The 12,452-nt window shown below is 56.3% G+C and carries 11 protein-coding genes; 7 read left to right on the forward strand and 4 right to left on the reverse strand.

From position 1 onward, the window contains the following. Nucleotides 1-76 precede the first annotated feature (76 nt). The 3 genes from ACLSSQ_RS08985 to ACLSSQ_RS08995 all read left to right on the forward strand — a co-directional run bounded on the left by ACLSSQ_RS08985 (nt 77) and on the right by ACLSSQ_RS08995 (nt 2,632). Nucleotides 77-1,156, forward strand: a complete 1,080-nt coding sequence (locus tag ACLSSQ_RS08985) for a DNA-binding protein (protein ID WP_416244267.1) — start codon at nt 77-79, stop codon at nt 1,154-1,156. A 242-nt stretch (nt 1,157-1,398) separates the two neighbouring features. Further along, nucleotides 1,399-2,181, forward strand: coding sequence for a hypothetical protein (locus ACLSSQ_RS08990; protein ID WP_130458524.1), 783 nt, complete (start codon nt 1,399-1,401; stop codon nt 2,179-2,181). 1 nt (nt 2,182) lies between these two features. Further along, nucleotides 2,183-2,632, forward strand: coding sequence for a ribonuclease HI family protein (locus ACLSSQ_RS08995; protein ID WP_197739044.1), 450 nt, complete (start codon nt 2,183-2,185; stop codon nt 2,630-2,632). Between the two features lie 47 nt (nt 2,633-2,679). Here the strand turns inward: ACLSSQ_RS08995 and ccoG are convergent, their stop codons facing one another. Next, on the reverse strand, nt 2,680-4,086 hold the full coding sequence (gene ccoG, locus ACLSSQ_RS09000) for a cytochrome c oxidase accessory protein CcoG (RefSeq protein WP_414635386.1): 1,407 nt from the start codon (nt 4,084-4,086) through the stop codon (nt 2,680-2,682). Between the two features lie 136 nt (nt 4,087-4,222). Here ccoG and ACLSSQ_RS09005 point away from each other — a divergent pair, with 136 nt between their 5' ends. The 4 genes from ACLSSQ_RS09005 to ACLSSQ_RS09020 all read left to right on the forward strand — a co-directional run bounded on the left by ACLSSQ_RS09005 (nt 4,223) and on the right by ACLSSQ_RS09020 (nt 7,679). Next, nucleotides 4,223-4,678: an Rrf2 family transcriptional regulator gene (locus tag ACLSSQ_RS09005; RefSeq protein WP_287874720.1), complete on the forward strand. Its 456-nt coding sequence runs from the start codon at nt 4,223-4,225 to the stop codon at nt 4,676-4,678. A gap of 415 nt (nt 4,679-5,093) precedes the next feature. Then, the gene (locus ACLSSQ_RS09010; RefSeq protein ID WP_287874719.1) at nt 5,094-5,516 is read left to right on the forward strand and encodes a hypothetical protein; all 423 of its coding nucleotides are present in this window, start codon (nt 5,094-5,096) and stop codon (nt 5,514-5,516) included. A 263-nt stretch (nt 5,517-5,779) separates the two neighbouring features. Beyond that, nucleotides 5,780-6,475: a hypothetical protein gene (locus ACLSSQ_RS09015; RefSeq protein WP_416244268.1), complete on the forward strand. Its 696-nt coding sequence runs from the start codon at nt 5,780-5,782 to the stop codon at nt 6,473-6,475. Then, the gene (locus ACLSSQ_RS09020) at nt 6,468-7,679 is read left to right on the forward strand and encodes a hypothetical protein (RefSeq protein ID WP_416244269.1); all 1,212 of its coding nucleotides are present in this window, start codon (nt 6,468-6,470) and stop codon (nt 7,677-7,679) included. The genes ACLSSQ_RS09015 and ACLSSQ_RS09020 overlap by 8 nt, the downstream gene beginning before the upstream one ends. A 69-nt stretch (nt 7,680-7,748) precedes the next feature. Here the strand turns inward: ACLSSQ_RS09020 and ACLSSQ_RS09025 are convergent, their stop codons facing one another. The 3 genes from ACLSSQ_RS09025 to ACLSSQ_RS09035 form a co-directional block, all read right to left on the reverse strand. After that, a complete protein-coding gene (locus tag ACLSSQ_RS09025; protein WP_133247322.1) occupies nt 7,749-8,081 on the reverse strand; it encodes a hypothetical protein in 333 nt (110 codons plus the stop codon). Nucleotides 8,082-8,156: 75 nt separating this feature from the next. Next, the gene (locus ACLSSQ_RS09030) at nt 8,157-11,159 is read right to left on the reverse strand and encodes a Tn3 family transposase (RefSeq protein ID WP_109041812.1); all 3,003 of its coding nucleotides are present in this window, start codon (nt 11,157-11,159) and stop codon (nt 8,157-8,159) included. Nucleotides 11,160-11,165: 6 nt separating this feature from the next. After that, the gene (locus tag ACLSSQ_RS09035) at nt 11,166-12,449 is read right to left on the reverse strand and encodes a site-specific integrase (RefSeq protein WP_416244270.1); all 1,284 of its coding nucleotides are present in this window, start codon (nt 12,447-12,449) and stop codon (nt 11,166-11,168) included. Between the last annotated feature and the right edge of the window lie 3 nt (nt 12,450-12,452).

A 12,452-nucleotide genomic window follows, 5' to 3' on the forward strand; every position in this document is an offset into this window, starting at 1 on the left:
ATTTTATGGTCTTGAATTACCTTGGTTTAGTATGTAATATCATATTACGTAATACGGTACGAAATTCGAGGATGCCATGGCCAGAGCCGGAATCTACAAATCAGAAGTCATCAGAGCGCGTAACAACCTATTGGCGACTGGGCGCTACCCGTCGATCGATGCCATCCGTAGCGAATTGGGGAATACCGGCTCGAAAGGCACGATCCACCGCTATCTGAAGGAAATCGAGGAAGAGGAAGGTGGGAGTACCGGTACTCAGGTTGCGGTCAGTGAAGCCATTCAAGACCTGTCAGCCAGGCTCGCCGAACGCTTGCATGAGGAAGCCGATCAGCGCATGGCGGCACTGACCGACAAGCACAAGGCGGAAATTTCTGCGCTGAACGACACTATTACCGCGCTACGTCATGAAGTCGAATCCTTCCGTAGCCAGTCTGAGCGCCAAGCCTTGGAGTTGGCGGCAGAAAAAACGGCCCACGCCGAAACCCTGGCCACGCTCCAGGAAGAGAGAATCGTTCGGGCGCAAATGACTCAGCACATCCAGGACATGGAGGGGCAACAGGCAAAGGATGAAGCGCACCGTGTATCAATGGAAGAAAAGCACCAGCATGCCAGAGAGGCTCTGGAGCATTTCCGCTCTGCGGCGAAGGAACAACGGGAGCAGGATCAGCGACAATTCGAGCAGCAGATTCAGTTCTTGCAGGGCGAACTGCGTGCAGCCAAGGAAACGGTGAACGCGAAACAGCAGGAACTCATCCGCAGCCACCAGGATAATGCCCGTCTTTCCAGCGAGCAGACCCATCTTCGTAGCGAGTTGCATCGTTTGGAAACTGAGATTCGTCCGCTACGCACAACCCGAGAAAATCTGGCCGTTTCCGAACTGAAGAATCAACAATTGGAAGAGCGCTTGGCTCAGACTACCGCACGCGTTGATGAATTGCTCGTGGAAAATCAAAGCTGTGCAGAAAAGTTACAAGATGCGAATCAAGCCGGACTCCGCCTGGAGACTGAATTGACCGCAGCGAGGGCGGTGTTGGTCAGCCAGGAACAAATCCTGCAAAAGCTTACCGTCAGTCAGACACCGGTAACGAAAAACAGCGGGCAGCGCAAAGGAAGTGCCGAGAACCAAGAATCGCTCTTTGACCCGGACAAGCAATGAGGGGGGGGCAGCGTTGACCAGATTTTTTGCACTAAATCCGATGGTTAGCAGAAGTTTTCGAGGATTTCACACGAATCCCGGCCGCCCCTCTACGACGAGGAAGCCGAGCGCAATCCGGTATTCCGCAAGATCTATAACGACTGGCAGCGCTTCCGCAGCCAGCAACAGGCCTGGTTCCGCATCGGCGAAACCGGCATCGAAAACTTCATGTATTCGCAGAACCTGCAGAAATAAGAGTCCCCATGGAAGAACAGACCCTGAACGATCCCGTCGCCGACCTGGCGCCCCACGCCCTGCAACGGGAAGCTGCCCGCCTGGCCCAGGAGGCCTTTGCCCTGGCTTTCCGCCAGACTCTGGAGGGCAAGGGGGAAGAGCGGCCCCAGATCATCGCCCAGATCGTCCAGCGCCTCATGGGCTGGGCCAACGACAAGCGGGAAGGGGAGGCGGGCGACCACCATGCCGGCCGCCACCTGCGCCAGGCCATGCTGCTCAGCGGCCTGGATCAGTGGGGCCTGGCCTATGCCCAGGTCTACGGTCCCAGCGCCATGACCGGCCTCTCGGCCATGGTGGCCGGCCTGCGCGCCGGCCTGGACGGGGCGGGGGAGAGCGAAGGCTACCAGGCCTTCTTCGAGCGCCTGGTGAACGAGGAAACGGCGGCCTTCAGCTTCAAGTCCGACCTGCGCCAGGCCATCCACATGGCCCTCTGGCACACCATGATCGCCACGGAAAACCGGGGTGAAGCCCTGCAATTGCTGCAGCAGCTGGGCGGCATGATGCTGGCCTTGCCCCAGGCCATGCCGCAGCACGGCTGGATGATCCTGGCCAACACCCTGGCCGACATCCAGATCCGCTGCCTGGCCCACGCCCTGGCGGCGGAAGGCCTGGGCCAGGAAATGACCCAGGAGCTGTTCGGCGCCCTGGCCAAGCAGTTGCCGGGGGAACTGCGTTCCCAGGTGATGGGCAATGCGGCCCGCACGGTGCTGGAATGGCAGCAGACCAACCGGGCCCAGGGCACGGTGCATTAAGGTGGAGGCAGGGGAGGGCTGGCAGGCCTGGTTCGACGGCGCGGCGGCCCCCAATCCGGGCCGCATCGGTTTGGGCGGGCTGCTGCTGTCGCCCGGCGGCGCCCGGCAGGAGCTTTCCCTGCGTCCGGGGCAGCTGGGCTGCAATAACGAGGCGGAGCTGCTGGCCCTGGCCGAGGTGCTGGATCTGGCCTGGGCCGCGGGGGCGCGGCGCCTGACGGTGCGCGGCGACAGCGATTTTGCGGTACGCCACCTGCAGGGACAGGCCCATACCGCGGTGCCCCATCTGGCAGAACTGTTGCAGACCGTGCTGGCCAAGGCGGCCCGTTTCGAGGCGGTGCAGTTTCTCTGGGTGCCACGGCACCGCAACGGCGAGGCCGATCGCCTATCCCGTCAGGCCCTGGGGCTGACGACGGAACCGGTGCAACGCCCCATCAGCAAACGCCGCCGTTAGGCCATCCTGGCCGGGGCAGGGCGGAGAAGACCGCCCCTGGCCGATCTTCAGGGCATCCAGAATTTGGTTTTTTCCGTCACCCGGATGCTGGCGTCAGCCTCGTCCTGCACCGTCAGGGTGATGGGATGGGCGCCCTTGTCGGCGCTACCCGCATCCACCCGGATTTGCAGCGTCAACGTGCCGGTGGACGCCGCTGCCAGGGACACCTGGGCCGGCTGGCTGAGGCGGATGCCCTCGAGGCCGGCCACCTGCACGGTGTAGCGCCGGGGCTGCTCGCTGGCATTGACCAGCTGCAGCTGGTAGTTGTTTTCGATGCTGCCATCGTCCGCCTCCCGGGCCAGGGTACTGCGGTCCCGCAGCACGTCCACCTTGAGGGGCACCCGGGTGGCCAGGGACCAGGCCGTGGCCCCGGTCAGGAGGAAGAACACTGAGGCATAGACGATGGTGCGCGGACGCAGGGCGCGGCGGATGATCTCGCTGCGGCCGAAGTGCTGCTTGACGGCGTTTTCCGTGGAATAGCGGATCAGGCCCCGGGGGTATTCCATCTTGTCCATCACCTGGTCGCAGGCATCGATGCAGGCAGCGCAGCCGATGCATTCGTTCTGCAGGCCGTCCCGGATGTCGATGCCGGTGGGGCACACCTGGACGCAGATGCCGCAATCGACGCAATCACCCAGGCCCTTTTCCTTGGCATCGGCGCCTTTCTTGCGGGTGCCCCGGGGATCGCCCCGCTCGGCGTCGTAGGTGATGATCAGGGTGTCCGGATCGAACATGACAAACTGGAAGCGGGCGTAGGGGCAGATGTACTTGCACATCTGCTCCCGCAGGAAGCCGGCATTGCCGTAGGTGGCAAAGCCATAGAAGGCGACCCAGAAAGCCTCGTTGAGGGTTGGCCGCAGCTGCCACAGGTCCGCCACCAGTTCCCGGATGGGCACGAAATAGCCGACGAAGGTAATGCCGGTCCAGAAGGAAAAGGCCAGCCAGGCGCCATGCTTGGCCGTCTTGATGCCCACCTTACGGGCATCCCAGGGCGCTGCGTCCAGCTTCATGCGCTTGGGCCGGTCACCCTCGATCACCTTTTCGATCCACAGGAAAATTTCCGTATAGACGGTCTGGGGACAGCTGTAGCCGCACCACAGGCGGCCGGCCAGGGTGGTAAAGAGGAACAGGGCGAGGGCGGAGAGGACCAGCAGGATGGCCAGGTAGATGGTGTCCTGGGGCCACAACACCAGGTCGAAAATGTAGAAACGGCGGGCGTCCAGGTCGAACTGCACCGCCGGACGGCCGTTCCAGGGCAGCCAGCAGAGGCCGAAATAGACCGCCTGGGTCAGCCACACCAGGCCCCAGCGCCAGTTGGCGAACCAGCCCGAGATGGAACGCGGATACACCTTCGCGTCGGACTGGAACATCGGTTGAATCGGGATGACTTTGGGCGCTTTGGGAGGCTGGGACATGGGGAAAACGCAAAGACATGGGCGGTTGGAGCAAAGCGTCCGTCACCCAAAAGATTGAAATTTCGTATATCTTTAATGTAACAGGCGCATCAACCTAAATCAATACAACAAATATATCTTTACGGTGTGAACAGTCATGAAGCTCAGTACCTTTTCCGATTACAGCCTGCGGGTGCTCATCTACCTGGGCCTGCACCCCGAACGCCTGGCCACCGTGGCCGAAATCACGGCCGCCTTCGGCATCTCCCGCGGGCACCTGATGAAGGTGGTGCACCAACTGGGCAAGGCCGGCTATCTGGAAACGGTACGGGGCAAAGGCGGCGGCATACGGTTGGGCCAGGCGTCGGAGCAGATCGTCCTGGGACGGGTCATTCGCCACACGGAAGGCGACATCAGCCTGGTGGAGTGTTTCAGCACCGGTTCCGACTGCCGCATCCAGCCGGCCTGTCGCCTGAAGGCCATACTGGCCGAAGCCCTGGCGGGGATGTTCCTGGTCCTGGACAGTTACACCCTGGCGGATCTACTGCAGCAACCCCAAGCCCTGGAAGCGTTGATCGGCTGCGAAAGTCAGGTCACGGTGAGCGCAGGCTGATGCCGTCGTTAGGGCAGCGTCAGCCGATCGGTAGCTGGTACCGGGAGCCCAGAAGCACCGGTAGTTCGCTCCACTAATAGCTATTCTGATGCTTTGCAAAAGAGTTAAAAATAACCAACAGGTTATCTTTTTCTTCTCCAACTTTTAGTGGTGTTTTTTTACGACAATGGGTTAGTTTGCACGTGCGATGTCAGGAAAACATGGGCTTAGGTGAACGCGGAAGTCACCCAATTCACTAAATATTGATGCCTATTCGCCAATGTGCAGAGTCAGGGCTTTCTGACTCTGGTATAAAAATTCCAGAAAATTGCAAAAGTTCGTTGTGTTGCATTAAATAATGTAGTTGAAACAAATGCTTAGCTAATATAGGCTGGTGGGTAGGTTTAAACCAATCCGTCAAGAAAGACCAGCCGCGATGAGTAGCCTGATTGGAGATTTTTCTCAGAAGAGACTGCTTAATTTTGGCTTACGCCAGTACGAGGTGGAAAGGGTGTTTGGCTATGAACACCCCCACACTTTTGCTATTGAGGTGTGTCTTCACTCTCCGAGTCAGGAATTCTTGAGCCGATTTACCAAATGGCTTCATTTGAATGAAGTCGAATTTAGCGAAATTCTGCAAGCGGCCAAAAAGTTTCGTCGTCAGTTGGTGCTCCCGAAACAAGGTTCTTTAGAAAAATATCAGCTCTGTAATGAGCTTGGGGAAAAAATCGACCGTTTATATCCAGGAAAAATCGTTGCCATCCGCCAGCGATTAAGGCCGAACGAAAAAAGCAAGGGGAAAAATGACGGACGTGCGTTACTCCTTTACCAGCTCATAAATCAGGAGACGAAAATGTAGACGGGACAATCCTCACGGCTTGTCCCGTCTGGGGCGAGATCGCCCGGTGAATTTACAGCTAGTTGGCGCTTGTTAGTATCTTTGCCACGCGGTTTTCGGTCAAGACCGTGTTCAATATTCCTCAGATCGTTAATCGAACTTCAGGTTTTTTCCTGAAGAGTAGGTCGTTTTTTGTCTCAAATTGGTAGTGCAGCCTAAGCGGGGACAACTCCGGATTCATATTTTGAAGCGTATGACATTACTTCTCAGTATGGGTGGATATCATGAGTACGATAGGCCATGTGCAAATACATCAAGCCCCCACTACGATTCGTCTTGCAGTGGCAGAGCGGGGCCATAAGCTGCATAACTTGTGGTCAGTGTGGTCATACAAACTGCAAATATCCTGTTTGCTGCCATCGGATCCCGCACTGTTTCACTTTGCACTTTTGGAATCTGATCTGAGAGTGCGTTCTTATGAACTGGAAGCGCCATCACTCGCCATTCGCCTCAACCACGAAGTTGTTGGAACGAGATTTGATGCCGAAGTACATTTCAAAGACGGGACGGTTGCCTGGGATGAAGTAAAAGGCGACGTTGAAGCGATAGATGACGCACAGCAAAAACAGCTGGAAGCGCAGGCAAAATTGGCGGCCGCTCATCAAGTTTTGTATCGCCTTTTTACTATCAACGAACTAAAACCCCATACCACACGCGTTTGGAATTGCCTGCGCATGCTGCAGGTGCTCCAAGCCGCAAAAGAATTTTCCGTGGCTGGTGCCAGAACACTTGTGCTCTCACGTTTATGCGGGGGAGTAGCATCGATCGGAGAGTTGATTGAAACAGGCGGTGACGATAGGGGAATCACGCTAGCTGCTATCTTCGGGTTAATGTTGGACGGCAGCGTTCTCGGCGACCTTGAATCCACGCCGCTAACTTTGGCCACAAAACTGCACCGCATGGAGGACCTCCATGCGTAAGAACACAGTATTACAGCGCATTCCATCTACTCGGCGTGACATACGTACTTGGCCTTCTGTCGATGCTTATGCGCTTCCTGAGGAAAAACGTGAGGATTTTCTACGGAATCGGAAAGCCATTACGGCTTTGCTCGCCCAAGCCTCTTACCGAGAAATCACCAAGGAAACCGGGGTTTCGAGTGCGAAGGTCAGGCGCCTGCTAGCAAAATGTCTTCAACCCGATGGAAACGGTGATATCTGCGGAGAACGTGGTCTTTTACCTTTTATTCATGTGCGGCCCTATATCCGAAGAACGAGGGTTGCCCGGATGGAGGGTGCGGGCCGTGGCGGTTGCTCCGGTGCATTGACTCAACTGTTTGACGAGTTTCCTGAGCTGGAAGAGCGCATCGAGCAGGAGATTCTCAAACGATTACCAGCAGGGGTCAAAGTTGCTGAAGCCAAAATTTCGATTGTCGATTTACATCGAGTCTTCCTCCAGCTATGCGAGAAAGTCGGCCGCAATGCAGACCAACAATGGCCTTTCAACACAAAAACCAAGGGGCGAACGTCGCTCATCAACTATGTCAAAAGAGTGGGGCAGAAGAAACCGCATCAATTCATCCGGGCGCGTTATGGTAAGGATGCGGGTACTCGCCTCCATGTTGGCAGCGGACATAGTTCTCTGTTGTCCCCTCAGCTGCCTTACGACATTGTCGGAATTGACGAATTTACGTTCGACCTGATTACAACGGTTGCTATTCCAATACTGGGCGGAGGTGTCAGGGACGTTGCGATAGAGAGGATTCATGTAGTCGTCGTCATTGAGTTGGTATCGAAAGCGATCTGCAGTTGGTACGCGTTTTTCACCAATTCAGTGACTTCACGCGACATCAGGCATGCGATTCAGAATGCCCTGAATCCCTGGAAGCCGAAGGAGTTCTCTATTAGCGGCCTGACGTATGGCCACCCGGATGCGGGACTGCCGAGCGGACTCATCCCCAGTCTTGCCTACCATCCCTGGACGGTCTTGGTTGTCGACAACGCCCTTGCTCATCAGGATATCGGGCTGCTGTCGGATCTCGGTGAGGTTATCGGAAGTTTCATCAATTTGGGACCGGTGGGGGCCTGGTATAGAAGAGCGGATGTCGAACGAAAGATTCTTGAAGAGGGTTGGCCGGGAATCGTGCGAAATCCTCAAAAAAACAACTTAACTTATTGTTCGTGAAAGGAAAATAACTTGGTTTAGGGTAAGGCCAGTTTTCACTGGCCTTACCCTCTTCTCATCAATTGAGGCTTAGGTTCCGCAGGTCAGCGCCTTATTTGCGCTGACGAAAATGCTGTCGGGCTTGGATCTGAACTCTGTGTCTGGCTGGCCGTTGTGCGACTTGCACATCGGTGCAATGTAGTTGAGTTTTCGAAGTGCTTCATTATCAAGCTTCGGCAGTATCACGTGCGCCCCTACCTCCGCCAGTGAATTGCACCCCGCTACATGACATGTTGGCGTTGAGGAAACCTTGGTGAAGACCTTCCAGTGGTCCAACCAAGATCCGCACTTACAGTCCTTGTCCGAGGTCCCATTAAGATTCTTCATCGTAACGGAACCATTGGTGGTCAGTGTCTTGCTCATGAGCATCTCCCAAAAGTAATCACGCACGTGCATGGCAATTCATGATATTGGGATTTTTCCTGAAGAAATCAATAGTCATTGACCTTGGTTTGCTGATTCAGCCTCCAAAATCCGGAACCCATCATCTAGCACCGCGGCCTTACGTCGGAAATCCAGCACGTAGTCACCAAAACGATTGATGTGCTCCAGCCGGTATGGCGCCAACCCAGCCAACACTTCCTGGTTGATCAGAGAACCTTCGGCTCGTAGTTGCTTTAGGACCCGACTCATCCCCACCACATTGTGCAAGATGACCATGTTGGCGATCAGATGGTTGTATTTGATGACCTTGCGCTGTTCGTGGCGCAGGTTTTCGGCGATCTCCCCTTCTCCACCGAAGAAGAGTTTTTTCGCGAAGCCATTGAATTGCTCCGACTTGTTGGTTTCTGCGTGGATGAGCCGGCGCAGCTCAACGTCACCAACATATTTCAGCAGGAACATGGTTCGGACTACCTTGCCGAGTTCCTTAAAGGCGAAATACAGCTTGTTCTTTCGGCTGTAAGTACCGAGGCGGCGCAGGATAGCCGATGCTGAAATCTTTCCAAGCTTGATCGAGACAGCCACGCGCAGCATGTCTGGCAGATGGGTTTCGATCATCTGCCAGTTGATGTCGTCGCTGAAAAGACGATCGATATGGACGAACCTCTTGTTACTCTCGGGCCGATGAAACACCAGATCCTTGATGCCACGGATGCGCGGCATCAGCTTAATGCCTAAGAGATGGGAAAGCGCAAACACCGTGTAGCTCTGGGCCTGGGTGTCGCCATGGATGGTATCCGGCCGGACATCTGAGGTGTTGGTCATCAACCCATCGAGGATGTGCGTACCCTCGTAGGTGCCGCAGGAAATGAAGTGACTGAACAGCGCGATGAACTTGTCGGAGACATGGTAGTAGCCGATGCCGCCATAGCCGCCGTAGCGGATGTGGTGCTCGGAAATCAGGTTCTGCTCGTAGAGGTTCCATTTCGTGCCGTCGGCCGAGGCATGCTTGCCTGAACCCCAGTAGCTGGGCAATTCGAACTTGTTATAGGCGTTGATAACCTTGACGATGGCCTTTTCCAGTACCTCTTCCGTGATGTACTTGATGTTGAGCCAGGCAATCTGCTTGCGGCTCATCCCTCGAATTGAACGTGCTGTCTGAGTGGGCCCAAGGTTACAGCCATAACAGAACAAGGTACTGATTACTCTTGGACGCAATTCCTCGATCCGACTCTCTGTTCCCATTAAGGGACGGAATAGCTTGTGCAGTTGCAGCCAGCGCTCCGTGTCGATCAGTACGTCAACAATGCTGATGTTCTCCAGATGCTCAGTGATCAGCAGGTCGATTGTCCTGATGCCAGGCGGTAGTTCGCTGGCTGGTGGCTTCTTCAGGATTAGCCGACCATCGACGATTTCGGCATAGGCGTTGTCCGGAAACTCTGCATCGACGGCTTCGGCGGTCTCCAACAAAGCCGCCTTCAAGGTCTCCGTAAAGGCTCTGGGGTCGGTTTCGACACCGGTCACTTCGCCGTACTGGGCCAACTCAGAATTCAGAGTATCGTCGTCAACCAGTTGCTCCCGGTAGTCGTCGTAGCGCTCGCCATGCTGGATGAACAGATCACCCGATTTCAATTCATCACGGATCGCATACAGGACCGCCAGCTCAAAGTAACGGCGGTTGAGGGCAACGATCTGCCCATCGGCACGTTCAGAGACGACCAGTTTTCGCCAAGCCGTAGGTAGCCATAGGAAATCTTCCTCAGCATTCAGCCCAACTAAGGACAGTGGGACGATTTCATGGCGGGTGCCACGCAGCGCCTGCAACGCTGCCATCATCCGGATCAAGGTGTCATCCTCGCTGCTGCTCTGGGGATTGACGATCTCGATGCAGTTTAGCAACTGGGCACGAACAACCTTATAGGGTTGGACGAGGAACGGCAGATGATTACGCCCCGCATAAGCCATGTGCTCATCACAGATGGCTACCAGGTCATCGACATTGGCTATCAGGCTGCCACCGATGGCCTCCACGCGTTGATGATCCGTACCGTCGATCCGATAGGCCAGCAACATCTCTTTCAATTGCCCGATCAGGCGGTCGGTCCGCTGCTGGTGTTCCTGCTGGTATTCGCCTAGCTTGTTGCGTGCCTGGTTATCCAGGTTCTGAAGCATACGGACGAATAGGTCGGCAGCATCGTCGAGCGTCTGGGCAAATTGCGAACGGATATAGATGACGGCCAGTGCGTAGCGTTTCTGTGGCCTCAGTTCCGCCATTTCCGTCGCATCCAACGACCGGGCGATATAGCGATACTGCTTGAGCTTTGGGACGGGGATATCCGGCTTTGGCAGTTGGTCGACCAGTAGCTGGAGCCGACGGATATGCTGAAGGTAGGAGCGGGTTTCCTTATTGGTCGGTTTCTTCGGTTCCCGCTTGAGTAGGTTCCAGGTGCTGCTGGTATCGCCCGACTTGACCTTGAACAGGCTGTCGATCAAGGCTTTTACCTTGGCATCAAGTTGATCGGTAATACTCGCAAAATGGACATCGTGGATTTTCTCCCGGGCCTGGATGGCTAGCCGATCAAGCGTGGAGAAACCAGGTAATTCGTAGCGATGATGAACCAGTTCTTCAAGCATTACGTTGACGATGTCTGCTACAACATGCCGGCTGTCTGCTGCTGTTTCAGCGATATGCCGCAACCAGGCACGCCCTTGGTCGTCCAGAGGACGAACATTCAGGTAGCGTCGAAGTGCTGCGATCAATGCTGTGCGCGTTGTCGTACGGTCGAACTGTCGGAGTTCGTCAAACCTTGCTGGTCGGTGCCCCGTTTGGGCCACAATATGCTGGCGAATCGCCGCCGGCACATCCTTGATATGGACAAAGTACCCAAGGCGCTGAAACAGTTTCAGGTAGATGAAGACTGCTGCGCGGGCAACGGGCCGCTTTACGGTCTTGTCGATGAAAGCGATTTCATCGGGCGTCAGGGTATAAATCTCGGCGAGATCCTGTGCCGATGGATCAGCTTTCAAGCGGGGATATGCGGTCTCGTGAAGCTGGGTCATGTAGCATCAATCCCAGTGCCTGCCAGTAGCCGGATCGCGGCAGACTACCTCCAGAAAGCACTCACGGGTGTCGGCAATACGATGGAGTTCATCGAGCAATGCGTAGAGATGATCGTCCAGGACATCTGTCGATGGGGTCGGGACGGAGATTTGATATCGATGACCATCCTGGTCCAGCGGTTGCGCCTGAAATCGGGCAAGGCAGGTACTCGCCATGTCCCGTAAGGCATTGGCGACACCGCGTCGACCGCCGTTGAAGGCGGACAGATCGATGGAAACCTCGATCGTTGTGAGGGCGACCTTGGGTAGGCTTGGCAGTTGCGGGGGCAAAACAGGCTGCTTTTCTGGGAGCACCCGATCCAAGCCCTGCTCGAAACGCGCCTTCTGATCGGTGCTGACCCCATCCAGATAGCGCATGGCAGCCTTCACATCACGCCAGCCCACGTAATTCATCAGCTCCCGGAGGTCCCAGCCGCTCATGCCCGCCCACTGGGCGAAGCCACGGCGCAGCGAGTGGCTGCTGAAGGCGTCGGCATCGGCCACACCTGCCTGGCTCAATAACCTTCGAAGTATAGGAATGATGCTGCTCGGGGTCAGTTCGGCCTCGGATAGGTGCCCCCAGCGATCAATCTTGCGGAATAGCGGCCCTGCTATCAGTTGGGACAAGGCCAGCCAGTCTTTGACCGCCTCGACTGGACACAGCCGGGACAAGGCTGGGCAAGAGTAGCTCCGGCCTTCCAGGTTGCGATCCCCCTTGCTGCGGGGCAAAAAGCAGGTCAGCCCCTCACCGGGTTTGATTTCGATGAATTCAATGCGAAGGTTGGCCAGTTCATCGGAGCGGAACCCGCGCCAGAACCCGAGGAGAACCAGGGCCCGATCCCGCATAAGTCGCAGGGTGCCGGCAGTATCTCCTTGGCGGACAGCTGCAGCCGTGGCCGTCGTCAGCCAGTCGGTAACACCGTGGAGGATTTCCAGTTCCAGCGGCTTGGCCCGTTTTTCCTGGGCCGGATGCAGGGTCCGAATGCCCTTCAAGAGTTGCCGAATCTTCGGAGCCTTGGTCGGGTCCGGAAAGCCATGATCCTGGTGCCAGCGGGACAGCGCCGCAAGGCGGTGCTTCAGTGTGTTCAGTGATAGTGATTCGGCATACGCAGCCAGGTAGCGGGCAATCGAGTCGATAGTTGCCGGTAACAAGCCTCCCCACTCAATCTCGAAGTGCTGGATGGCTGATGCATAGCTGCGCCGGGTATTGGCCCGTTCGGCCGCGCCAAGGTAGAGATCGACCTGGCTCATCCC

The organism is Azospira sp. APE16, from assembly GCF_047901315.1.
In the GTDB taxonomy this organism is placed as follows: domain Bacteria; phylum Pseudomonadota; class Gammaproteobacteria; order Burkholderiales; family Rhodocyclaceae; genus Azospira; species Azospira oryzae.